At 66.8% G+C, this 24,824-nt stretch carries 16 protein-coding genes; 10 read left to right on the plus strand and 6 right to left on the minus strand.

Annotated elements, in window-relative coordinates; all coding sequences use genetic code 11:
- Window positions 1-40: 40 nt before the first annotated feature.
- Window positions 41-2,212, minus strand: a complete 2,172-nt coding sequence (locus IP92_RS18390; protein WP_145877691.1) for a DEAD/DEAH box helicase — start codon at window positions 2,210-2,212, stop codon at window positions 41-43.
- A 152-nt stretch (window positions 2,213-2,364) separates the two neighbouring features.
- Here IP92_RS18390 and IP92_RS18395 point away from each other — a divergent pair, with 152 nt between their 5' ends.
- Window positions 2,365-3,381 carry an alpha/beta fold hydrolase gene (locus IP92_RS18395; RefSeq protein ID WP_145877692.1) on the plus strand — a complete coding sequence of 339 codons (1,017 nt, stop codon included), beginning with the start codon at window positions 2,365-2,367 and terminating at the stop codon, window positions 3,379-3,381.
- Between the two features lie 158 nt (window positions 3,382-3,539).
- Here the strand turns inward: IP92_RS18395 and IP92_RS18400 are convergent, their stop codons facing one another.
- Window positions 3,540-6,431: a bifunctional diguanylate cyclase/phosphodiesterase gene (locus tag IP92_RS18400; RefSeq protein WP_158206788.1), complete on the minus strand. Its 2,892-nt coding sequence runs from the start codon at window positions 6,429-6,431 to the stop codon at window positions 3,540-3,542.
- 163 nt (window positions 6,432-6,594) lie between these two features.
- On the opposite strand from IP92_RS18400, the gene IP92_RS18405 reads away from it, so the two are divergent.
- Together IP92_RS18405 and IP92_RS18410 are read left to right on the plus strand one after the other, a co-directional pair.
- Window positions 6,595-7,311 carry a dienelactone hydrolase family protein gene (locus tag IP92_RS18405; RefSeq protein ID WP_145877697.1) on the plus strand — a complete coding sequence of 239 codons (717 nt, stop codon included), beginning with the start codon at window positions 6,595-6,597 and terminating at the stop codon, window positions 7,309-7,311.
- Between the two features lie 83 nt (window positions 7,312-7,394).
- Window positions 7,395-7,838, plus strand: a complete 444-nt coding sequence (locus IP92_RS18410) for a thioesterase family protein (RefSeq protein WP_145877699.1) — start codon at window positions 7,395-7,397, stop codon at window positions 7,836-7,838.
- Between the two features lie 16 nt (window positions 7,839-7,854).
- On the opposite strand, the gene IP92_RS18415 is transcribed toward IP92_RS18410, so the two are convergent.
- Window positions 7,855-8,349 (minus strand): DUF3016 domain-containing protein, encoded by a 495-nt coding sequence (locus IP92_RS18415; protein ID WP_145877702.1) that lies wholly within the window; start codon window positions 8,347-8,349, stop codon window positions 7,855-7,857.
- A gap of 140 nt (window positions 8,350-8,489) precedes the next feature.
- Here IP92_RS18415 and IP92_RS18420 point away from each other — a divergent pair, with 140 nt between their 5' ends.
- From IP92_RS18420 to IP92_RS18430, 3 genes are all read left to right on the plus strand, one after another.
- Window positions 8,490-10,466 carry a PhoX family protein gene (locus tag IP92_RS18420; protein ID WP_145877704.1) on the plus strand — a complete coding sequence of 659 codons (1,977 nt, stop codon included), beginning with the start codon at window positions 8,490-8,492 and terminating at the stop codon, window positions 10,464-10,466.
- A 313-nt stretch (window positions 10,467-10,779) separates the two neighbouring features.
- Window positions 10,780-11,529 (plus strand): DNA-formamidopyrimidine glycosylase family protein, encoded by a 750-nt coding sequence (locus tag IP92_RS18425; RefSeq protein ID WP_145877707.1) that lies wholly within the window; start codon window positions 10,780-10,782, stop codon window positions 11,527-11,529.
- Window positions 11,530-11,616: 87 nt separating this feature from the next.
- Window positions 11,617-13,116 (plus strand): response regulator, encoded by a 1,500-nt coding sequence (locus IP92_RS18430; protein WP_145877709.1) that lies wholly within the window; start codon window positions 11,617-11,619, stop codon window positions 13,114-13,116.
- Between the two features lie 76 nt (window positions 13,117-13,192).
- Here the strand turns inward: IP92_RS18430 and IP92_RS18435 are convergent, their stop codons facing one another.
- Together IP92_RS18435 and IP92_RS18440 are read right to left on the minus strand one after the other, a co-directional pair.
- Window positions 13,193-15,157, minus strand: a complete 1,965-nt coding sequence (locus IP92_RS18435; RefSeq protein ID WP_145877711.1) for a GAF domain-containing sensor histidine kinase — start codon at window positions 15,155-15,157, stop codon at window positions 13,193-13,195.
- A gap of 204 nt (window positions 15,158-15,361) precedes the next feature.
- Complete coding sequence (locus tag IP92_RS18440; protein ID WP_229418848.1) at window positions 15,362-15,907, minus strand: hypothetical protein; 546 nt, start codon at window positions 15,905-15,907, stop codon at window positions 15,362-15,364.
- A gap of 141 nt (window positions 15,908-16,048) precedes the next feature.
- Here IP92_RS18440 and IP92_RS18445 point away from each other — a divergent pair, with 141 nt between their 5' ends.
- Window positions 16,049-17,113 carry a porin gene (locus tag IP92_RS18445; protein ID WP_145877713.1) on the plus strand — a complete coding sequence of 355 codons (1,065 nt, stop codon included), beginning with the start codon at window positions 16,049-16,051 and terminating at the stop codon, window positions 17,111-17,113.
- A gap of 217 nt (window positions 17,114-17,330) precedes the next feature.
- The gene (locus IP92_RS18450) at window positions 17,331-17,720 is read left to right on the plus strand and encodes a homeobox domain-containing protein (protein ID WP_145877715.1); all 390 of its coding nucleotides are present in this window, start codon (window positions 17,331-17,333) and stop codon (window positions 17,718-17,720) included.
- A 49-nt stretch (window positions 17,721-17,769) separates the two neighbouring features.
- Here the strand turns inward: IP92_RS18450 and queC are convergent, their stop codons facing one another.
- Window positions 17,770-18,480: a 7-cyano-7-deazaguanine synthase QueC gene (queC, locus tag IP92_RS18455; RefSeq protein WP_145877717.1), complete on the minus strand. Its 711-nt coding sequence runs from the start codon at window positions 18,478-18,480 to the stop codon at window positions 17,770-17,772.
- A gap of 130 nt (window positions 18,481-18,610) precedes the next feature.
- Here queC and IP92_RS18460 point away from each other — a divergent pair, with 130 nt between their 5' ends.
- Window positions 18,611-20,401 carry an autotransporter assembly complex protein TamA gene (locus IP92_RS18460; protein ID WP_307724861.1) on the plus strand — a complete coding sequence of 597 codons (1,791 nt, stop codon included), beginning with the start codon at window positions 18,611-18,613 and terminating at the stop codon, window positions 20,399-20,401.
- Window positions 20,401-24,807, plus strand: a complete 4,407-nt coding sequence (locus tag IP92_RS18465) for a translocation/assembly module TamB domain-containing protein (RefSeq protein WP_145877722.1) — start codon at window positions 20,401-20,403, stop codon at window positions 24,805-24,807. Before IP92_RS18460 ends, IP92_RS18465 begins: the two co-directional genes overlap by 1 nt.
- Window positions 24,808-24,824: the final 17 nt, after the last annotated feature.

Genomic DNA, 24,824 nt, shown 5'->3' on the forward strand with positions numbered 1-24,824 from the left:
CGCCGGCGTGCACCACGCTTACGCCGGGCTTACAGGGCGGTCAGCGCTTCGGCTTGCCCTTGGCGGCGGCCTTCGGCTTGCCGGGGGCCGGCTTCGGCGGCGTGTGCTTGGCCGATTGCGGCGGCATGTCGTCCGCCTTGCTGATGTTGAGCTGCTGGCCGCCCACCCACACCTTCTTCAGGTGGCGGAAGATCTCGTCCGGCATCCCGTCCGGCATCTCCAGCATCGTGTGGTCGTCGAAGATCTCGATGCGGCCGATGTAGCGCGCTTCCAGCCCACTTTCGTTGGCGATCGCCCCGACGATGTTGGCCGGCGTGATTTCATTGCGGCTGCCCACCTCGATGCGGTAGGCGCGCATCGCCAGGCCGTCCTGCGGTGCCTTGTCCTTCTTCTTTTTCTTTGGCGGCTCTTCTTCCGTCAGCGCATCGGCGACGACGGCTTCGAGGCCCTTCCGGGTGGGCTTCACGTCGGCCGATTTGACTGGTGCGGGTGCGGATTTCGCGGCCGGCTTGGCCTGCGGCTGCGGCTCGCCTTCGCGGCGAATGCGCATCGGCCGGCCCGCCACGCGCACGTCGCCCAGCTTGCCCAGCACGTCGGCCGGCAGGTCCGCCGGCATGTCGAGCACCGTGTAGTCGTCGAAGATCTCGATGCGGCCGATGTATTGCGAGTCGACGCCGCCCTCGTTGGCGATCGCGCCGACGATGTTGCCCGGCTTGACGCCGTCCTCGTAGCCCACCTCGATCCGGTACGTGGCCATGCCCGGTTCCGGCTCGCGCGCGATGCGCTCCTTGCGGGCGCGTTCCGGGCGCGGCTCGCGCGGCTCGCGGTCCGGGCGCACGCGTTCCTCGCGCTCGCGCTGCGGCTTGTCGCCGTCGTGCCAGCCCTTCTCGGCCTTCTTGTCCAGCAGCAGAGGGGTGTTCCCGCGTGCCAGCAACGCCAGCGCGGCGGCGATGTCGGCGGCCGGCACATCGTGCTCGCGCTCGTACTCCTCGACCAAGGTGCGGTACTGTTCCAGCCCGCCGGCCGCCAGGATTTCCGTGATCTGGTCCTTGAACTTCGCGACGCGCACGTCGTTGACGGCCTGGATCGTCGGCAGGTCCATCGGCTTGATCGGCTGGCGCGTGGCACGCTCGATCGTCTTCAGCAGGTTGCGCTCGCGCGGCGTGATGAACAGGATCGCCTCCCCGCTGCGGCCGGCGCGGCCCGTGCGGCCGATGCGGTGCGTGTAGCTTTCGGCGTCGTACGGCACGTCGTAGTTGACGACGTGGCTGATGCGCTCCACGTCCAGGCCGCGGGCGGCGACATCGGTGGCGACGAGGATGTCGATCTTGCCTTCCTTGAGCTGGCCGATCGTGCGTTCCCGTGCGGCCTGCTGCATGTCGCCGTTGATGGCCGCTGCCGAGAAGCCGCGCGCCTGCAGGCGTTCGGCCAGTTCCTCGGTGCCCAGCTTCGTGCGGCTGAAAATGATCATGCCGTCGAACGGCTCGGCTTCCAGGATGCGCGTGAGGGCATCGAGCTTGTGCATGCCCGCCACCAGCCAGTAGCGCTGGCGGATGTTTTCCGACGTCGTCGTCTTTGCCGCCACCGTCACTTCGGCCGGATCGCGCAGGTAGGTCGTGGCGATGCGGCGGATCGCCGACGGCATCGTCGCCGAGAACAGCGCGGTCTGGCGCGACTCCGGCGTCTCCTGCAGGATGCGCTCGACGTCGTCGATGAAGCCCATGCGCAGCATCTCGTCGGCCTCGTCCAGCACCAGCGTCTTCAGCTTCGACAGGTCCAGCGAACCCTTGTCCAGGTGGTCGATCACGCGGCCCGGCGTGCCGACGACGACATGCACGCCGCGGCGCAGCGCGGACAGCTGCGGCCCGTAACTCTGGCCGCCGTAGATCGGCAGCACGTGGAAGTTCGGGATGTGCGCGGCATAGCGCTGGAAAGCCTCGGCGACCTGGATCGCCAGCTCGCGGGTCGGCGCCAGCACGAGCGCTTGCGGCGCGCTGGCCTTGACGTCGAGGCGCGACAGGATCGGCAGCGCGAACGCGGCCGTCTTGCCGGTGCCCGTCTGGGCCTGGCCGAGCACGTCGCGGTTGGCGAGCAGGTGCGGGATGGTCGCCGCCTGGATCGGCGACGGGGCTTCGTAGCCGACTTCCTTCAATACCTTGAGGAGGGAGTTGGCGAGGTTCAGTTCGGAGAATGAGGTTGCTGTGGCAGTCATGGCGGCACGCGTTAAAAATTATTGTTCGAATCGCCCAATGCGACAGGAAAGGCCGTAGTTTACCTTGTCCGGACCACCGCTGTGGCACGGCATGTGCGCCGGCTTGGCTGTTTTTCATTTATATTGCTCGCCAGATCTTCTCGGGAACCACGATGTCCAGACTGCCGACCTTGATTTTCGCCGTGACCCTTGCCACCGCGACGCTCGCCGCCGCCACCGCCGCGCAGGCCGCCGGCGCCGCCTACGGCCCCGAGCTGCAGGGCTTCCGCTACCCCTACCCGCTGCAGCATTTCCGTTTCAATTCGCAAGGCCAGACGATGCAGATGGCCTATATGGACGTGGCCCCCGTCGCCAAGCCGAACGGCCGCACGGCCGTCCTCATGCACGGCAAGAACTTCTGCGGCGCCACGTGGGAGACGACGATCACGGCGCTGGCCCGGGCCGGCTACCGCGTGATCGCCCCCGACCAGGTGGGCTTCTGCGCGTCGACGAAGCCGCCGCAATACCAGTACAGCTTCCACCAGCTGGCCGCGAACACGATGGAGCTGCTGAAGAAGGTCGGCGTCGGCAAGGCCGTGCTAGTCGGCCATTCGACGGGCGGCATGCTGGCCACCCGCTTCGCGCTGATGTATCCGCAGGCCGTGACGCACCTCGTGATGGTCAACCCGATCGGGCTGGAGGACTGGAAGCAGCTGGGCGTGCCGTATCGCACGGTGGACCAGTGGTTCGAGCGCGAGCTGAAGCTGACGGCCGACAGCGTGCGCAGTTACGAAAAAAGCACTTACTACATGGGCCGCTGGAAGCCCGAATACGACAAATGGGTCGACATGCTGGCGGGCCTGAACGCCGGCCCGGGCCAGCGGCTCGTCGCCTGGAACTCGGCGCTGATCTACGACATGATCTTCACCCAGCCCGTCGTGCATGAATTCCCCCAGCTGAAAGTGCCGGTGACGTTGATGATCGGCGACGGCGACACGACGGCCCTCGGCGCCGACATCGCCCCGCCGGACGTGAAGGCGAAGGTCGGCAACTACAAGGTGCTGGGCAAGGACACCGTCAAGCGCATCCCGCAGGCGAAGTTGGTCGAGTTCCCAGGAATGGGGCATGCGCCGCAGATCGAGGATCCGGTGGGGTTCCACAAGGCGTTGCTGGAGGCGCTGGGGCCGTGACCGCTGACGGTCGGTTGCGCATGCCTTCACCCCAGATGCAACCCTGGGGTCAGACCCGGCGGGTCTGACCCCGGCACTTGCCGTTGGGTTAAAAACTGCCAGCGACACGCTCCGCCCCAAGACCCGAAAAGCTAGGGTCAGACGCGGAGAGTCCGGCCCTACGTCGCCACCCCCAGCGGCGCCGCACTCCCCGCCGCCAGCTGCGCCTCGTTCTCATCGAGCACCGTGGCAATCGCCGTCGCCGGCACGGGGCGGCTGAAGTAATAGCCCTGCATCTGCGAGCAGCCGTGCTCGCGCAGGAACGACAGCTGGTCCAGCGTCTCGACGCCTTCCGAAATCACCTGCAGGTTCAGGTTCGCGGCCAGCGCGATGATCGTCGTGACGATCGCCGCGTCGTCCGGGTCCACCGTAAGGTCGCGCACGAAGGCCTGGTCGATCTTCAGCACGTCCACCGCGAAGCGCTTCAGGTGGGCGAGGCTCGAGTAGCCGGTGCCGAAGTCGTCGATCGCCAGCTTCACGCCCAGGCTTTTCAGCTCGTGCATCACGGCGATCGCGTGTTCGACGTCGTTCATCACGGCGCTTTCCGTCAGCTCCAGTTCCAGCGCGGCCGGCTGCAGGCCCGTATCGGCCAGCACGCGCGCCACGCTCTCGACGAAGTCCTGCTCGGCCATCTGCCGTGCCGACACGTTCACCGCCACGCGCAGGTACTCGCGGCCCTCGCGCTGCCACGCCACCAGCTGGCGACACGCACTCTCCAGCACCCATGCGCCCAGCTGCAGGATCATGCCCGTTTCCTCGGCCAGCGGAATGAAGCGGCTGGGCGCCACCATGCCCATCTCCGGGTGCTGCCAGCGGATCAGCGCTTCCATCGCGACGATGCGGCCGCTGGCGATGTCCACCTGCGGTTGGTAATACAGCACGAACTCGCGCCGTTCCAGCGCGCGGCGCATCTCCGTTTCCAGCTGCACCCGCTCGCCGAGCCGCTCGCGCATCGCCCGGGTATAGAACTGGTAGTTGTTGCCGCCCATTTCCTTGGCGCGGAACATCGCGATGTCGGCGCGTTCCATCAGCACGGTGGGGTCGGTGCCATCGTCCGGGCACACGGCAACGCCGGCGCTGCCGGAGATGAACTGCTCCTTATCGTCCAGCATCAGCGGCGCGGCCAGCGCGCCCAGCACGCGCTGCACCTGGGCTGCCTGCGGCTGGCGCGCCCCTTCGTAGGGCAGCAGCATCAACGCGAACTCGTCGCCACCCAGCCGCGCCAGCGTGTCCCCCGGCCGCAGCGTCGATTGCAGCCGTTCGGCGACGACCTGCAGCAGCCGGTCGCCGCCCCGGTGCCCCACGCGGCTGTTGGTGAACTTGAAGCGGTCCAGGTCCAGCGAGACGACCCACAGCGCATGACCGTCGTGCATCGCACTGCCGATCGCATGGTGCAGCCGCTCGTGCAGCAGCAGCCGGTTCGGCAGCCCCGTCAACGCGTCGTGCGTGGACTGGTGGTGCAGCTCCGTTTCGTAGGCCTTCATCGCCGTGATGTCGTAGTGAAGCGCGACGAAATGCGTGACGATGCCGCGCTCGTCCCGCACCGGCGACACATACGTCTCGACCCAGAACAGGGTGCCGTCCTTGCGGTAGTTGCGCAACACGGCGTGGCCTTCGCGTTGCTCGCGCACGGCGGCGCGGATCGCGGCGGCGCCGGGCTGGTCCAGGTCGTCGCGGTACAGCAGCCGTGGGCTCTTGCCGAGCACTTCGTCGCGCGTGTAGCCGGTGTCCTTCTCGAAGGCCGGGTTGACGTAGACGATCGGGTTGCCGGCCTTCGCCTCGACGATCATGATCGTGTTCGCGCTCGACTCGATCGCCCGTTCGCGCAGCAGCAGCGAGCGGTTCGCCGCCGCCAGCTGGGCCGTGCGTTCCTCGACGTGGCGGCGGATCACGCGGTTGCGGGTGGCCAGCGTGTGCACCCACGCGGTGCCCAGCAGCGTCATCACGATGCCCAGCGCCAGCGTCGACAGCGACGCCAGGTGGTCCGCCAAGCTGACCTTTCCGCCCATGCTGGCCACGACGTGCCATGTGCGGCCCGCCACATCGACGGGGATGTCCAGCGGCCCGGGCGGGTCCGGGTACAGCCAGGACAGCGGCGGCAGCACGGCCGGCTGGTCGCGGTCCGGCGGCGGCGCGTAATAGACCAGGTTGTCCTGCTGCTTGACGCGGTCCGCATACACGTGCAGCCCCACGCCCTGCACCTGCCGCGCCAGCGCATGCACGTGGTGCAGGCCGCTGGACAGGAACACGTGGCTGACCATCGCGCCGGGGTCGAGCGCGGCCGACGTTTCGCCGACCAGCGCGGCGCGGCGGTCCGCCACGCTGGCGAGGCGCGCCCCGAAGCGGTAGACAGGCATCGACACGACGAGCCCACGCCGCCCCGCCGGCATCTGCGCCAGCGGCAGCAGGCGGCCGGCGGCAGGGACGCCCGTATCGTAGGCGCGCTGGCGCGTGACTTCGTCGCCGGTCAGCATCGTGTCCAGGCCCAGCGCCGCATGGTTCACGTCGAACGGTTCGACGTAGTCGATGACGCGGTAGCGCGGCCGCCGCGCGGCGGGGACAGGGTGGCCGTCGCGCAGCTCGGTCACCTGGGCGCCGGGCAGCACCTGGCGCAGCCGTGCCTCGAACGCCGGCCGCTCCGCGTGGTCGATGAAGCGCAGGTAGCTGATACCGACGATGAACGGATAGCGCTCCGTGACGGGCGTAACGAAGCGGCGGAACTGGTCGCGCGTCACTTCCGGCGCGCTGGCGAACAACTGGTTCACGCCGCGCAGGCTGTCGAGCACGTTGTTGATGCCTTCGGCGAGCGCGAACACCCTCACGTGCGCACGTTGCGTGAACGTGAGTACGATGCGGTCCTGCTCCAGCCGGGCAACCCCGGCGAACAGCAGGCCCGTCAACCCCAGGCCGGACAGCAGCGCGAGCAGTGCCAGCGGTAGCAACCCTGGCAGCGTGCGTTGCGTGGCATCCTTGGGCTGTTTGAGAACATGCCTGTCGGTAATCGGAGCCACGATCGCCAAATAAAGGTTGGACGAATCCCAAGGGTAGCATGGATCACTTTGTGAAAAGGCTTCGTTTCCGCTCGACTTGTGCGCGCCGTCCCTGCCCCTCGGCGGCTTATACTCCATGCCCGGCAGTATCATCGCGGCGCAGCTGCATGGACAAGGAGAACGCATGGCACACAATCATCATCACCCAGCGGAAAGCCGCTGGATCGACATCCACGGCGACGACGGCACGTTCCAGGGCTATCTTGCGCTGCCGCGCGGCGGCAAGGGGCCGGGCATCGTGCTGATCCAGGAAATCTTCGGCGTCAACGCGCACATCCGCGGCGTCGCCGAGCAATACGCGGCGGACGGCTACGTGGTGCTGGCGCCGGACCTGTTCTGGCGCGAGGGCGCCCACATCGAGCTGGGCTACGACAAGGCCGACTGGGACAAGGCCGTGAAGCTGAAGCAGGCCACCAAGGTGGACAAGGCCGTCGCCGACATCGCCGCGACGCTGAAGGTGCTGCGCACGCAGGATGGGGTGACGCAGGTGGCGTCGATCGGCTATTGCTTCGGCGGCTTGCTGTCGTACCTGACGGCGGCGCACGGCGGCGTGGACGCGGCCGTTGCCTACTACGGCGGCGGCATCGAGAAAAAGCTCGACCAGGCCGATGCAATCCAGGTGCCGTTGCTGATGCATTTCGGCGGCCGCGACGATCACATCCGGCCGGACGACGTGAAGCACATCGCGGAACGCTTCGGCGACCGGGACAGCGTGGAGATCCACGTGTACCCGGATGCGGAGCACGGCTTCAACTGTTCGCACCGCGCCAGCTACCACCAGCGCTCGGCCGCCGAGGCGCACGGCCACACGCTGCTGTTCCTGGCCGAAAACCTGGGCTGAACGCCGGGATGAACGCGCGGCGGTGCGCGTCCGTGCGTGCCGCCGCGGGGCTACAATAGGCGTTTTATTTTCCCGTTTTCGCCATGGCCAGACTCAAGCTCGAATTCCCGGACGAGCAGTTCCTCTACTCGACGCAACTGACGGTGCGCCACACCGACATCAACGCCGGCAATCACCTCGGCAACGACTCGATGATCTCGATGATTTCCGAAGCGCGGGCACGCTTCCTGTACGAGTATGGCGTGCGGGAAACGGAGAACGACGGCAGCGGCATCATCGTGACGGACCTGGCCACGACCTACCGCGCCGAAGCCCATGCCCGCGACCAGTTGCTGTTCGAGGTCGGCGTGATGGACTTCAACAAATACGGCGGCGACATCATCTTCCGCATCACCCGGCCCAGCGACCAGACGCTGGTGGCGATGGCGAAATATGGCTTCGTGTTCTTCAACTACCGGCAAAAGCAGGTGGTGCCGATGCCGGACGACTTCCGCGCCAAGTTCCCCCGCGTGAACTGGCTCGACTGAACCATGGCGGCGGACTTCAGCGGCTGCCGACCTGGCTGCCGGTGATCGCCTTGTGGAACCAGTCGTCGATCATCTGCTTTTCGTAGCGCAGCGGGTCGCTGGCCGTGTACTTGCTGATGCGCTGCTGGTACATCATGTTCTTCAGCGTATCCTTGCCGCTCCGGATCACCTGGCCGTTCTGCTCCAGCGTGTAGCTGAGGTCGATGCTGGGCCAGTCGGCGCCGCCGCGCATGATGCGGATGTCGTCCATGGCCCAGCGGCGCGGCTCGAGCCAGCCGGCCAGGTCGACGTCGGTGACCGTCACTTTCAACTCCTGCCCGGCAGGCAGTTCCTTGCCGAGGCTGGCGAAATGCCGGCTCAAGTCGCGCAGCACCTGCTCGCGATCCTGCGGCGAGCGGGGCATGTCGATGAATTCATCGGGCTTGACGTAATTGACGGTAACGCCGGCACTGGCGGCTCCCGCCGCCGCCAGCAACGCCGCCGCCACCCACTTACGGGCGTGCAATCTCATGATCGTTCCTTCCGGGTCGGTCTTTCACAGGCAGTGGAAAAACTATACTCCGATCGCGGCGGGCCGATCGTTTCCGCTGTCACGATGTTGTAACAAGTCGCAACTACCATGCGGGCATTCTTTCACAACAACGAAGCCCCATGTCCGACCATCTCGATCCTTCCCGCCGCCGCATGTTGAAGTTCATTTCGGGAGCCCCGCTGCTGCCGCTGGCCGGGGGAAGCGCCGCTGCCGCCCTGCTGACCGCCTGCGGCGGCGACAACGACACGCCGTCCGTGACGTCCCCGGTGACGCCGACGCCTGCCACGCTGTCCTCCGTCACGTTCTCGGGCATGGCCGCGCCGACGCTGGCCGAAGCGGCCAAGATGGCCACGACGACCGTGGGCTCGTCGCTCGTCGCGAACTACAGCGACGGCACCAAGACCACGTACACGCTGAAGTACGAAGCGTTCTTCATCACGGGCGCGATGGTGCCGAACGGCAGCGGCGGCACGATCCTGTCCGGCGGCTACTACGACATCAACAACAAGCCGATCCTCGACAAGACGGATGCGGCGCAGCGCCAGTTCTTCTCCGACTGCCCGGACGGCAGCTCGCTGCTGACCCTGCCGAACGCCAGCGTGGCCGGCGTCAAGGGCAATACCGTGTTCGCTGTCGTGCAGTTCGAATACACGACCCGCAACGTGAAGGGCGATTCGATGTACGGCATGCTGCCGTCGCCGATCGCCGTGCTGACCCTGGACCAGGACAAGACCACCGGCGCATTGACGCTCGTGAAATACCATAACGTCGACACGAGCCCGGCCAACGGCCTGTGGATCACGTGCGGCGCCAGCCGTTCGCCGTGGAACACCCACCTGTCCAGCGAGGAATACGAGCCGGATGCGACGGCCATCGCGACGAACACGCAATTCCAGAATTTCTCGACGAACCTGTTCGGCGACGCGACGAAAGCCAACCCGTACCACTACGGCCACCTGCCGGAAGTGACCGTCAATCCGGACGGCACGGGCACGATCAAGAAGCACTACTGCATGGGCCGCATCTCGCACGAACTGGTGCAGGTGATGCCGGACGAGCGCACCACGCTGATGGGCGACGACGCCACCAACGGCGGCCTGTTCATGTTCGTCGCCGACAAGGCGCGCGACCTGTCGTCCGGCACGCTGTACGTGGCCAAGTGGAACCAGAAGACGGCCGACAACGGCGGCTCCGCCGACCTCACGTGGGTCAAGCTGGGCAAGGCGACGAGCGCCGAGATCAAGGCGCTGGCGGACAGCCTGAAAGCGGCCGACATCATCGACGTGAAGACGGCCGATCCAAGCGACGCGACATACACGAAGATCCCGTTCTCGGGCAAGACGAACTGGGTCAAGGTCAAGCCGGGCATGGAAAAGGCCGCTGCCTTCCTCGAGACGCACCGTTACGCCGCGCTGAAGGGCGGCAGCCTGGGCTTCACGAAGATGGAAGGCACGACCGTCAATGCAAAGGACAAGATCGCGTACTCGGCGATGTCGTACATCCAGGCCGCGATGAAGAACGGATCGGGCGGCATCTCGATCGCCGGCCCGAACGCGGGCATCGTCTATGCACTGAACCTGAAGGGCGGCCAGAAGGACGACACGGGCGCCGCGATCGACAGCGAATGGGTGCCCGTCGACATGGCGCCGGTGCCGGCCCTGATCGGCGAAGACCTGGCCACGCCGGACGCGCTGGGCAACACCGCGAACCCGGACAAGATCGGCAACCCGGACAACATCAAGTTCTCCGAGAAGCTGCGCACGCTGTTCATCGGCGAGGATTCCGGCACGCACGTGAACAACTTCCTGTGGGCCTACAACGTCGACACGAAGACGCTGACGCGCCTGCTGTCGACGCCGTCCGGCGCCGAATCGACGGGCCTGCATGCTGTTGACGACATCAACGGCTTTGCCTACATCATGAGCAACTTCCAGCACCCGGGCGACTGGGAAGTGACGAAGGATGCCAGCGGCAACGTCACCGGCGGCCTGCACTCGAAAGTGATGGCGACCCTGGACCCGCTGATCCGCGCCAACTACCGCGACCGCTACGGCGCCGCCGTCGGCTACCTGACGGGGCTGCCGCATTTGAACTGAGCTGAGCTGAGCTGAACTGAGCTGAACACCGCGGGCCTGCGCCCGCATACCGAGTCCTGATGCGTCCGTGCTCACGGATGCTGATCCTTTGCCGCACGCGGTGCAAGCCGTGTGCGGTTTTTTTTAAGGCAACCCAAGAACCGAAACCCGGGGTCAGACCCGCCGGGTCTGACCCCAGCTCTTGCCGTTGGGGTGGAAGCAAGCAAACAAAACTATCCTGGCACGGTTTTCTGCCAATCTTGTGTGCGTGCGCTAACCGCGCGGTGCCGTCTTCGCGGGCAGACTGGCTCATCATGAACTGATGGAGCGCAGCATGCCCGAAGGTCCTTCTCTCGTCATCCTCAAAGAGCTCGCGAAGCCCTATGAAGGCCGCACGATCGCCGAGGCGCATGGCAACAGCAAGGCCGTGCCGTACGACGAGCTGCCCGGCCAGCCGATCCTCTCCGTGCGCACGTGGGGCAAGCATTTCCTGATCGAGTTGCCGCTGTACAGCCTGCGCATCCACTTCCTGATGTTCGGCAGTTACCGGATCGACGAGCAAAAGGAAGACAGTCCGCCCCGCCTGGCACTGGCGTTCGAGGAAGGCGGCGAGCTCAATTTCTATACCTGTTCCGTGAAAATGATCGAGGGCGACCTCGACGAGGCCTACGAATGGCAGGCCGATGTGATGTCCGACGAGTGGAAGCCCGCGCTCGCGCTGAAGAAGCTGCGGGCGATGCCGGACACGCTCGTGTGCGACGCGCTGCTCGACCAGACGGTGTTTTCCGGCGTCGGCAACATCATCAAGAACGAAGTGCTGTTCCGGCTGAAGATCCATCCGCTGTCGACGGTGGGGTGCCTGCCGGCGGCGAAGTTGCGCGAACTTGTCAAGCAGGCTCGGCAGTACAGCTTTGAATTCCTCGAGTGGAAAAAAGCGTATGTGCTGAAGCAGCACTGGCTGGCCCACACGAAGCGCATTTGCCCGCGCTGCAATATCCCGCTGCACAAGCAGCACCTGGGCAAGACCCATCGGCGCACATTCTGGTGCGAACGTTGCCAAAAACGCTACAGTCCAGTGTTGTAAAGCAGTGGCGAAACATATATTGCCTGTTGTTAATAATCAAACCGGGGCATACAATGAAAATGCCGACCCTTACGCGAAATCAGACCTATGTCCTTTCTGTCTTCAGCATCGCCCAAGCTGCCGCCCTGGAAAATCCTGCTGGTCGATGACGAGCCCGATATCCACGACATCACCAAGCTGACGCTGACGCGCTTCCGCCTGGACGGCCGCGGCCTGACTTTCCTGCATGCGTACAGCGGCCAGGAAGCCAAGGAAGTGCTGTCGCGCGAGAAGGACATCGCGCTGGTGTTCCTCGACGTGGTGATGGAGCGCGAGGACAGCGGCCTGGAAGTGGCGCGCTGGATGCGGCAGGACCTGGACAACCAGTTCACCCGCATCGTGCTGCGCACCGGGCAGCCGGGCCAGGCGCCCGAGGAACGTGTGATCGTCAACTACGACATCAACGACTACAAGGAAAAGACGGAGCTGGACCGCACCAAGCTGTTCACGACGACGTTCGCCGCGCTGCGCGCCTACCGCGACATCATGAAGGTCGAGGAAGCGCGCCAGCAGCAGATGCACTACCGCGAAGGGCTCGAGCGCGTGATCGCGGCGTCGGCGCACATCTTCCAGCAGCGGAACCTGAAGGACTTCGCCAACGGCTTGCTGCAGCAGGTCGTCGCGCTGCTGCGCCTGGAGCACAGCATGCTGCTGCGGCTGCGCGGCGCCACCGCGATCACCGGCGAAGGCGATTACGAGGTGCTGGCGCAGATCGGCGAAGAGACGCTGCTGACGCCCGAGCTGATCGACCAGCTGCACGCGGCCGAGAGCAACCGCATCTCGAAGCTGGAAGGCGATACCTACGTCGGCTACTTCCCGAACAACAGCGGCAAGGCGTCGCTGCTCGTGCTGAAAGGCGTCGAGGAGATTTCCGAACTCGATGCGAAGCTGCTGGAGATCTTCTGCAGCGGCGTGGCGATCGCGTTCGACAACATCCTGCTGAACCAGGAGATCACCGATACCCAGGCTGAACTGATCCTGCGCCTGGGCGACGTCGTCGAATCGCGCTCGAACGAAGCGGGCAACCACGTGCGCCGCATGGCCGAAGTGTGCCACCTGCTGGCGACGGCGGCCGGCCTGCCGGAAGACGAAACGGCGGTGCTGAAGCACGCCGCGCCGATGCACGACATCGGTAAGATCGCGACGCCGGACGCCGTGCTGCTGAAACCGGGCAAGCTCGATCCGGCCGAATGGGAAATCATGAAGCAGCACCCGACGGTGGGCCTGTCGATCCTGGACGGCTCGCAGCGGCCGATCCTGAAGGCGGCCGCCGTCATCGCCCACCAGCACCACGAGAAATACGACGGCAGCGGCTATCCGCAAGGGTTGAAGGGCGAGGACATCCACCTGTACGCCCGCATCGTCGCCGTCGCCGACGTGTTCGACGCGCTGATGCACAAGCGCGTCTACAAGGACGCCTGGCCAGCCGAGCGCGTGGTCTCCTACCTGCGCGAAGTGGCAGGCCACCACCTGGACCCGCAATACGTCGAACTCCTGATCGACAACATCGACGAGGCGCTGGCAATCAACGAGCGGTTCCCGGACTGAACGCTGCGCTGTACTACGGCTGAGGCCGTGTCCCTCTGGGGTCTGACCCCAGAGGGACACGAACTGAGCCGTAGCGTCACGCGTGCGCGGTGTCTTTCGGTTTGCGCTGGTCGCGCGGGAAGCGCAGCTGGTAGTGCAGGCCCATGCCGGGGGCGCTGTTGACTTTTACCGTGCCGCCCAGTGGGCCCGTGACGAGGTTGTACAGGATGTGCGCGCCCAGGCCGGAGCCGCCGCTGCCGCGCTTCGTCGTGAAGAACGGGTCGAACAGCTGGGCCAGCGTGTCCTTGTCCATGCCGATGCCGTCGTCGCTGTAGTCGAACGTGACGTGGTCGCCGTCGACGCGGCCCTTGATGCGGATTGTGCCCGCCTGGTCTTCGCCGAAGCCGTGCACCAGCGAGTTCATCACCATGTTCGTGACGATCTGCGATACGGCGCCCGGGAAACTGTCCAGGTGGATGTCCGCCGGGCAGTCCACTTCCACCTTCACCGGCTTGCCCTTCAGTTTCGGCTGCAGCGACAGCAGCACTTCGTCCACGTACTTGGCCAGGTTGAAGTGGCGGATGTTGTCGGACGACTGGTCCACCGCCACCTGCTTGAAGCTGCGCACCAGCGCGGCGGCGCGCTGCGTGTTCGTCGTCATGATGCGCAGCGACTGGTCCACGGTGTCGAAGAATGTATTAAGCCCATCCTCGTCGAGCTGGCCCGCGGCCAGGTCTTCCTTGATCAGCTTCAGTTCCTGCACCAGGTGCGACGTGGCCGTCACGCAGATGCCCAGCGGCGTGTTGATCTCGTGCGCGACGCCCGCCACGAGCCGCCCCAGCGACGCCAGCTTTTCCTGCCGCACCAGTTCCGATTGCGCGTCGCGCAGCTGCGTCAGCGCGTCGTTCAGCGCGGCGTTCTGTTCTTCCAGCGACGCCTTGGCCTTGCGGATCGCCCGCTCGCCGCGCATGCGCGCCAGCGCCACCGCGACGTGGCTGGCCATAAACGCGAGGATGTCCAGGTCCGCCTGCGTGTAGATCACCGTGTCGTCGTAGCTCTGCACGACGATCACGCCATACGCCTGCTCGCCCAGCAGCATCGGCGCGCCCATCCAGCTGGCGATGTTCTCGTTGCCCAGCGGCTCGTCGATCTGGTGCGCCTCGACGAGCGCCCGGTAGCTGGCCGCATCCAGCAGCTGCGCGCTCTTGTGCTTCAGCACATACGAGCTCATGCCCATGCCGTAGCGGAAGCGCTTCAGCGGCGCCTCGACGTCCTTTTCGTCGACAAAGTACGGGATGCTCACTTCCTGCGTATCAGGGTGGTACAGCGCGATCAGGAAGTTACGCGCGTTGATCAATTCGCTGATGATCTCGTGCAGCCGGCGCGGCAGCGCATCGGCATCCACCGCCGACGCGGACAGGCTGGCGATCTCGTACAGCGCGCGCTGCAGGTTCTCGGCGCGGCGCCGCTCCGCCACCTCATGCTCCAGCCGCAGCGTGCGTTCGCGGACGGCGCGCTCGAGCCGGTCCATGCTTTGCAGCCCTTGCAGCGCGGACGACACCTGGTTGGCGATCAGCGCGAACAGCGCCTCGTCTTCCGCGCTGTAGGTGTGTTCCTTGTCGTAGCTCTGGATGACGATCGCGCCCAGCGGCTGGTGGTTCTGGTCCAGCAGCGGGTGGCCCATCCAGTGCTCGGCCACCGTGCCTTCGCCGAACGCGGCCACCTGGCGGCGCGAGATGTGTTCGGCCGCCGTCATCACGAGCGGCTGGCGCGACAGGATCACCTTCGCCGTCGGCGACTGCTCCGGCGATGCCAGGTGCACCACTTCGTCTGGCGACGGCGCCTCATCGGCCTCGTCGACGAAGTAAACAAAGCGCACCGCGTTTTCCTCGCCATCGCGGTCGTTCAGCGCCACGTAGAAGTTGGCCGCGTACATGATGCGCCCGAGCGCGCCGTGGACGGCACGCAGGAACTGGACGATATCGGTACAGCTCGTCGACAGCTGCCCGATTTCAAGCAACATCGCCTGGACGGCTTCAAGGCGGCGGAGGCGGTCTTCCATCAGATTTCCCAGAAAAATATGCAACACAAAGTGCAATAGGGAAATATAACAGGCGGGCCGGCGTGAGGCCAGCGCGCACCGCCAAAATGCAACACATCGCGGGGCAGCCGATGCGTTGGCGCCGCTGCGGGACGCCGGCGCGCCGCGGGCCCCGACGCGGCTTCAGTCCCGCTTCAGTTCGCGCAGTTCGGCTTCAGTTCGGCTTCAGTTCGGCTTCCTGTAGCCGCCCTCGATCCACGCCATCGCGCTGGCCGTGGACAGCTTGAAGTCCGGCCGCGTGCGCACCGATGCCAGCTGCTCGCCGTATTCCTCGACGGCTGTCAACGTGGCGTACGGCTCGTCCTCGTCCGGCGTGATGTCGAGCTTCACCGTGATCGCGGTGCCGTCGTCCATCACCACCCGCACGGACTTGTGCAGCCGCGCGTGCAGCTGCTGCTCGTGGCGGCGCAGTACTTCGTTGGCCGTCTTCACCAGCGTGTGGAACGCCGAGATGTCGAGCGGCTTCGGGTTTTTCTTGTCGCGGCCCATCGTCCAGGGCCCCACCAGCGCGGGCTCCGGTTCGCCGTCCTTGATCATCGCGACGGCCCAGCCTTCGTCGTCCTCGTTCTTGATCACACGGGCTGTCCAGCCCTGGCCCTGCCAGACGCGGTCTTCCTGCACCAGCGCCGCTTCCTGCGCCTGGAGGAATGCCGCCTCCTGCGCCGCGTCCCGCTCTTCTTCCCGAATGGCCTGCTCGATCAGATCTTCCATGACTCCTCTCTCTAGAAAACACTGTATATAAATCCAGTATAGCAGGAGAAACGCCAGAGAGAAAACCCTCTCCACGGGGCACAGCGCCTTGCCCACGGATGGGGGATGCCGCCGGCCCGCCCCGCGCCGGACAATTTCAGCATGAACACCACTCCCCTCCTCTGCTGCGCAGCGCTGGCCGCTGCCGCTCCCGCCGTCGCCCAGGTCCAGGTGTACGGCCGCCTGAACGTTTCGCTGGAAGCGGCGCGCGCACCGGGCCTCCATGTCGAACGGATGGTCAACAACCGCTCCGTGCTGGGCTTTCGCGGCAGCGAAGACCTGGGCGACGGCCTGAAGGCACTGTTCCAGATCGAAGGCACGTTGTCGCCCGACACGGGCGCCGGCCAGATCGCCCAGCGCGATACCCGCGTCGGCCTCGAAGGGACATTTGGCACGCTGTTCGCGGGCCACTGGGTGACGGCCTACAACGGCGCCACGTCCGGCCTCGATCCGTTCTATCCGACGACGGCCGGCTACATGAGCATCCTTGCCAACGGCTCGGCGTCGTCCACCGACAACACGGGCGACGTCGCGTCGTTCGACCGGCGCCAGGCCAACAGCGTGCACTGGTGGTCGCCCCGCTGGCACGGCTGGTCGCTGCGCGCCACGCATGGGCTGGCGGAGGAGCGCCCGGCCGGCGGCGCGCACCCGTCACTGCTGTCGCTCGCGCTGGTTCACGACGCAGGCCCGTGGTATGCGGTGCTCGCCGACGAGCGCCACCACGAGTACCATGGCCCCGGCACCGTCGACACGGGCACCAAGGCGGCGCTGGCGTACACGTTCGGCACCACGCGCGTGGCGCTGATCGCCGAGCGGCTTGCCTATGAGCTGCCGGCCCGGCTGGCCCGCAACGCGCTGTACTTGTCGCTGAGCCATCAGGCCGGCCGCCACGGCCTGCGCGCCAGCATCGGCAAGGCGGGCGATGGCCACGGCGCCGGCACCGTCGGTTTCATCCAGGCAGGCACCGACACGGGCGCGGTACACGCCACGCTCGGCTACGAATACACGTTCTCGCCCCGCACCACCGTCTACGCATACCACACCCGGCTGGACAACGACGCCCATGCGGCCTACGACTTCCCGATCAACGGCGTCGCCGCGCAGGCAGGCTCGCTGAAGGGCGCAACGCTGTCGGCCACGTCGTTCGGCCTGCGCCACGCGTTCTGACGCTTCCGCCGATCTTTCCTGAAAACGGGGTCTGACCCCGATGTTGGGAAATGTTTCCGCAATTCGGGGTCTGACCCCGATTTTTGGAAACATTCTTCCTGAGCCCGGGTTTGTTCCCGTTCATCCCGCAAAAGCGACCGTCCGTCGCTTTTGGCGAGCATCTGCGCAGGTGGCGGCGTACAGTTCAACCATCGCAGAACACCACTTCGGAGCCATCATGAAAAAACTGCTTGCCGTAACCCTGATCGTGCTGCTGGCCATTGCCGCATTCAACAACCTGGACAGCACGTGGAACCACGGCTTCTACTTCGATGGCGACGAGGTCGATGGCCCGCTGGGCTGGCTGCTGGGCGTGCTGTTTGCCGGCGGCGGCCTGCTGATCGGCGCCGTGGTGCTGGTCTGCACGGCGCTGCTGGTCGGCGTGCTGTTCGCCGGCCTTGGCATGCTGGCGGTGGTCGGCATCGGTGCCGTCGCCGTCGCGATCATTGCCGCGCTGTCGCCGTTGCTGCTGCCGCTGGCGATCGTCGTTGCCATCGTCTGGTTCTGCAACCGCCGCAACCGCGAGCGCCGCAGCGCGATGAAGGCCGCGAAGGAAGCCGCCGTCTGAACCGCGCCACCCGGACAGCAAAAGGGCCGCACGTTGCGGCCCTTTTGTTTTACGCAGCCTTCTTCGCCACGTAGTTCTGGTAGCCGCGCGCCCGCAGCGCGCAGGCCGGGCACTCGCCGCAGCCGTAGCCCCAATCGTGCAACTCGCCCCGCTCGCCCTTGTAGCACGTGTGCGTGTCGGCGCGGATCAGGTCCACCAGCGGCTGGCCGCCGAGGCGCTCGGCCAGTTCCCACGTCTCGGCCTTGTCGAGCCACATCAGCGGGGTTTCCAGCTTGTTGCGGGTGTCCATGCCGAGGTTCAGCGCGACCTGCAGCGCCTTCATCGTGTCGTCGCGGCAGTCCGGGTAGCCGGAGAAGTCCGTCTCGCACATGCCGCCTACCAGCACGGTCAGGCCGCGGCGGTACGCGACGGTGGCGGCCACCGTCATGAACATCAGGTTGCGGCCCGGGACGAAGGTATTCGGCAGGCCGTTCGCCTGCATCGTGATCTCGATGTCTTCCGTCATTGCCGTCTGCGACAGTTGGGAGATCAGGCCCAGGTCGATCATATGGTCCTCGCCCAGCTTCGCATCCCAGTCCGGCCGCAGCGCGCGCAGCTTGCGCAGCAGCTCCGGGCGCATCGTCAGCTCGATCGCGTGGCGCTGGCCGTAATCGAAACCGATCGTTTCTACCCGCTCGTAGCGGTCCAGCGCCCAGGCCAGGCACGTGGTGGAATCCTGCCCGCCGGAGAACAGCACCAGGGCGCAATCGCGTTTCATCATCGCTTCAATCTTTCAAATTCGTCTTTTCGATAAGGCTTATCGGGACGCCATGCCGGCGCCCGATCCGGTAACATCTCGTCATCGTATTGACCTGGGATCACGAATTTTGGCACAAGTCGTCACAAATGTATTGCGGCGCGCTTCGGCGACGCTGCTGCTGTCGCTTGCGCTGCCGCTGCTGGCGCAGGCTGCCGACGGCTTGAACTACGGCGTGCGCATCAATGCGCCGGGTCGCCTTGACAACCTGCTGGAGGAAAACCTCGACCTGGTGCGCTACCGCGGCAATCCGCGCACCGACCGCGAACAGCTGCGTCGCATGGTGCGCACGGCGCCGAACCAGATCAAGACGCTGCTGGCGACGGAGGGCTATTACTCGCCCGAAGTCGCCGTGCGGCTGGACGATAGCGGCGCCACGCCGCAGGTGATCGTCGACGTGACGCCCGGCGAGCCGGTGCTCGTCGGCGCCGTCGAGATCGTGCTGAACGGCTTCGAATCGTCGCCCGAATCGCCGTTCGACAAGGAAGGCCTGAAGGCCGGCTGGACGCTGCCGGCCGGCGACGTATTCCGCCAGGACGAATGGGAACGCGCCAAGCGCGCGATCCTGCGCGCCGTCGTGCAGACGCGCTACCCGCGCGCGCAGATGACGGAAAGCGTGGCCACCGTCGACCCGGACACCCACCGCGCGCTGCTGCGCGTGGCGCTGGACAGTGGTCCCGAGATGCGCTTCGGCGAACTGAAGATCGAGGGCCTGAAGCGCTATCCGGAAGCGGTCATCCGTAACCTGAACAAGATCAAGCCGGGCGACGTGTACAGCGAGGCCGAGCTGCAAGCCTTCCAGGCGCGGCTGCAGGACACGGGTTACTTCTCCGCCGTCGAAGTGACGGCCGACCTGAACACGGTGATCGCCGCGCAGCAGGAAGCGGCCGAGGAAAAGCGCACCGGCGCCGCGCCGCCGGCCACGCTGGGGCCCGTGCCGCTGCTCGTGCACGTCGTCGAGAACAAGCGCAAGAACGCCAGCGTCGGTCTTGGTATCTCGACCAACACGGGCGGCCGCGCCTCCGTCAGCTACGACGACCTGGCGATCTGGGGCCTGCGCCTGAAAAGCTCCCTGACACTGGAACAGAAGAAGCAGACGGCACGCGGCGACTTCTACTTCCCGACCACGGCGGACGGCTACAACGACAGCTTCGGCGCCGCGCTGGAACGCAACGACGTCGAAGGCGAAACGACCCGCAGCGCCTCGATCTACGCGAAGCGCGCGTGGGGCACGCCACTGCTGGAGCGCAGCATCTCGGCCGAGTACCTCAACGAAAGCAAGACCGTCGCCGGCGACGGGTCCAGTCACGCAATGAGCTTGCCGGTCACGTATGCCGTCACATGGCGCAAGCTGGACAACCTGATCTTCCCGTCGCGCGGCTACGTGCTCAATGCCACGGCCGGCGGCGCGCTGCTGCCGGTCCTCACGGACGAGAAATTTCTGCGCTTCACGGCGCGCGGCATCACCTACCGGCCGCTGAACGCCCGTAACCTGTTCATCTTCCGCGCCGAGCTGGGCGCGCTGGCGTCCAGCACCAAGAACGGCGTGCCGGCGACTTACCTGTTCCGCGCCGGCGGCGACAACTCGGTGCGCGGCTACGCTTACCAGGAGCTGGGCGTACAGGAAGGTACCGCCACCGTCGGCGGCCGCTACCTCGCCACCGCCAGCGCCGAGTACCAGTACTGGTTCCGGCCGACCTGGGGCGCGGCCGTGTTCTACGACGCCGGCAACGCAGCCGATTCGCTGTCGGACATCCATCCGAAATCCGGCTACGGCATCGGCGCGCGCTACAAAAGCCCGGTGGGCCCGATCAACGTCGACGTGGCATACGGCCACGCCGTGCGCAAGGCCCGCCTGCACTTCTCTCTGGGATTCACGTTCTGATGGCCGACGACACCACTACCGAAGACAACGCACCGCAGCCGCTGCCGAAGAAGGAGCGGCGCTGGCTGCGCCGCACGCTGATCGGTGCCGGCGTTACCGTTGTCGTGCTGGGCGGCGCCGTGTGGCTGCTCGGGCGCGAAACCACGCTGCAGCAGATCGCCGAGCGCGTGGCGCGCGCCAGCGGCGGCGCGATCGCGATTACCGGCGTCACGGGCTCGCTGTATGACCACATGCACATCGGCCGCCTCGTCTTCAAGGGCAAGACGAGCACGATCACGGCCGACAATATCGACATCGACTGGTCGCCGCTGCAGTTCTTCTCGTCCGGGATCGAGATCGACAAGCTGCGCGTCGCGTCCGTGCTGGTGCGCACCACGGCGAAGGACGAGGAACCGCTGACCATGCCCGCCTCGCTGGCGCCGCCGTTCCGCATCGCCGTTGCCGACGGGCGCCTGGCCAAGCTGACGATGGTCAGCCTGGAAGGCACAAGGAACGACATCGACGACGTGCGCGTGCGCCTGTATGGCGACAAGACCCGCTGGCAGCTGCAAAGCGCCAGCGCCATCACGCCGATCGGCCGCGTGAATGCGGATGGCACGATCGGGGCGCAAAAGCCGTACAAGCTGGAAGCAAAGGCCGCGCTGACCGAAGTGCACATCGCCCCCGGCCAGCCGGCCGCGCAGCTGACGGCGGCGGCCACCGGCAACCTGTCGCTGCTGACATTGGCGATCAAGGGCACGTCCAGCAATGCGAACGGCGACGGCGTCGTCACGCTGGCGCCGTTCGAGAAGATTCCGTTGAAGACGGCCGACCTGCGCGCGCACGGCGTCGACCCGTCGCGCTTCCAGTCCGCGTGGCCGAAGGCGAGCCTGGACATGAGAGTCAAGGCGGACATCGGCACAGAACAGAAGGTGGGCGGGATCGTCGAACTGCTCAACACCGCGGAAGCGGGCCCGCTCGACCAGGGCCGCCTGCCGTTGAAGGCCGTCACCGCCCGCCTGGGCGGCACCTTGACCGTGGCCACGCTGGACAACCTGCTGATCGACCTGGGCGCCGCCGGCCGCTTCACCGGCGCCGGCCGCATCGCACGCACGGGCCCCGAGGGGGGCATCGAAACGGCCGACCTGCGCCTGCACACGGACCGCATCGACCTGTCGGCGATCCACGGCGCGGCCAAGCCCACGGCGATCGCCGGCGACGTATCGGCCAAAAGCACCGGTACGACGCAGACGTTCGACGTGGCACTGGCCGAACGCAATGTGCGCCTGGATGCGCACGCGAAGCTGGTCGACACGCTCGTCACGATCGACCGCGCGCGGCTGCAGGCGGGCCGCGGCAGCATCGGCATCACGGGCCAGGCCAGCCTGAAGGACGACAAGGCCTTCAAGGCGGCAGCCACCGTCGATCACTTCGACCCATCCGCGCTGGGCGCGTTCCCACAGGCGGACCTGAACGCGGCCGCCAACGTGGCCGGCAAGCTGGCGCCGGCCTGGCAGGCCGCCGTCGACTTCACGATCCGCCCAAGCCGCTTCGCCGGCCAGAGCCTCACCGGCGGCGGCAAGCTCAATGCGAACGCGCAGCACCTGACGGGCATCGCGGCCAATGTGGCGATGGGCCAGAACACGGTGACGGCCAGCGGCGACTTCGGCCTGCCGGCCGAAAAGCTGAACTGGAAGCTCGATGCGAAGCAGCTTTCCGCCTTGCGTGCCGACCTGGCCGGCGCGGTGGCGGCCAGCGGCGTCGCGACGGGCGGTTACGCTGCGCCGCGCACCAGCTTCGACGTCGATGCGCGCGGCCTCGGCATGACGGGCGCGAAGGTGCGCGCGCTGGACAGCGTGATCCGTGCCTCCGGCCAGTTCGCGCTGGCCGGCAAGGACAAGCAGCCGGAAGTGATCGCCTCCGGCAGCCTGCGCCGCGTAAACCCGGCCGCGTTCGCGGCGTCGGCACCGGCCGGCAACCTGAATGCGACGTTCTCCGGCAATGCGCGGCTGGCCGCCGACTGGCGCGCCAACGTCAACCTGGACCTGGCGCCGTCGACCCTGGTGAGCGCGCCACTGTCAGGCCATGCGCGGGTGGCGGCCGATCACCGCCACGTCGACAATGCCGACGTGGACCTGCGCCTGGGCTCGAACAGCCTGACGGCGCAAGGCGCGTTCGGCGCGCCGGCCGACCGGCTGAACTGGAAGCTCGACGCGCCGCAGCTCTCCAGCCTGGGCGCCGGCTTCGGCGGCGCGCTGCGCGGCACCGGCACCTTGGGCGGCACGACGGACAAGCCGCTGCTGTCGTTCGGCCTGGAAGGCACCACGCTGCGCCTGTTCACGCAGCACCAGGTGCGCGCGCTGAAGGCCACGGGCACGCTGGGTAACGTCGACGCGCTGGTGGCCGACATCGACGTGGCGGGCTACAGCTCGCCCGCGCTGACGCTCGATCGCGCGCGCCTGCAGACGAGCGGCACGCGCGCGGCGCACGCGATCGCGCTGTCCGCCGCGAACGCCGACTTCGACGCGGCGCTGCGCATCAGGGGCGGCTGGGCCAACGACACGTGGACGGGCGCAATCGACACGCTGCAGAACCGCGGCCGCTTCGCATTGACGTTGCAGGCGCCGGCGCCGCTGGTGATCGCCGCGCCGAAAGGTGCCGGCGTATTGGGCCTCGCAAAACCGGATCGCATCGCGCTGACGAACGCCGTCGTGCGCCTGCCGGAAGGCTCGGTGCGCGTCGAGAACCTGGAGAAGAACGGGCCGCGCTGGAAGAGCCGCGGGGCTGCCGCGGGCGTGCCGGCCACCTACCTGGCACAGTTGTCCGATGCATGGCGCGGCCACGTCGTCAGCGACATGACGGTGGGCGCGAACTGGGGTCTCGACCTGCTGTTGCCGGGCACGGGCGGCGGCGCCCCGGCACTGGACGGTTCGGTGCAGGTGTTCCGCGAAAAAGGCGACATCACGGTCACGGGCGGCGACAAGCCGATCCCGCTGGGCCTGACGCAGTTGCAGGCCGGCGTGAACGTCTCCGGCAATACACTGAAGGTGACGGCGGGACTGACCGGCACGCGCGCGGGCCGCATCGCGCTGGACGCCAACGCACGGCTGCGCGACGGTCGCATTCCAGGCGACAGCCCGCTGGCCGTCAACGGCAGCCTGGACGTACCGTCGATCGCGTGGATGTCGCCGCTGGCCGGCATCGACGGATTGGAACTGGATGGCGCTCTGAAAGGGACGATCGCCGGCAGCGGCACCGTCGCCAACCCGGCACTGAACGGCGACGTGACGGGTAACGGCCTGGTGATCAACTGGGCCGAGCAAGGCGTGCGCCTGAAGAACGGCCAGTTGCAGGCGAAGGTCGCCGGCGACCAACTGACCTTGCAGAAGCTGCACCTGGAAGGCGGCGGGAAGAACGGCGGCCGCGCGGACGCCGAGGGCTGGGCGCGCCTCGCGAACAACGAGGCGACGATGCAGCTGAAGCTGACGGCCGACAAGCTCGAAGCGCTGTCGCGCCCCGACCGCACACTGGTGCTGTCCGGCTCCAGCACGCTGGTGCGCGACGCCAAGCGCTTCCAGCTGGCCGGCAAGTTCCGCGCCGACCGCGCCGACATCGAGCTGCCGGACGAGAACGCGCCGACGATCAGCGACGACGTCGTGATCCTCGGCCGCAGCAAGCCGACGATCAAGGAGACGGCGCAATCGATGCCGCTGAACGTGGACCTGGAGGCGGACCTGGGCGACGACTTCCGCCTGAAGGGCAAGGGCCTCGATGCGTATCTCGCGGGCGCGGTGCACGTGCGCGTGGCGGACCGCCGCGCGCCGCGCGTGAACGGCAGCATCCGCGTCGTCAGCGGCACCTATGCCGCGTACGGCCAGCGCCTGGCGATCGAACGGGGCGTGCTGAACTTCACGGGCGCCTACGACAACCCCGGCCTGAACATCCTCGCCGTGCGCAAGCGGCCGGAAGGCTCCGAACTGTCCGAGACCAATGTGGAGGCGGGTGTCGAGGTGCGCGGCACGGCGCTGGCGCCGTCGGCCCGGCTCGTGTCGACACCATCCGTGCCGGACAGCGAGAAGCTGTCCTGGCTCGTGCTGGGGCACGGCATGGCGGACATGGCGGGTAACGAGATGGGCTTGCTCAGCACCGCGGCCGGCGCGCTGTTCGGCGGCAAAGGGGGCGGCAGCCTGGCCAACAAGGTGGGGCTGGACGAGCTGGGCGTGTCGCAGGCGAAGGGGCTGGAAAGCACCGTCGTCACGGTCGGCAAGAAGCTGTCGTCGCGCGCCTACATCAGCTTCGAGCAGGGTGCGGGCACGGCGACGTCGCTGGTCAAGCTGCGCTACAAGCTGAACCCGCGCATCACGCTGCAGTTCCAGACTGGGACGAACAACGCGTTGGACGTGCTGTACACGTGGGCTTTCGATTAAGCGCCCAGCGCCAATGC

This window comes from Pseudoduganella flava (assembly GCF_007830495.1).
Lineage (GTDB): Bacteria > Pseudomonadota > Gammaproteobacteria > Burkholderiales > Burkholderiaceae_D > Rugamonas > Rugamonas flava.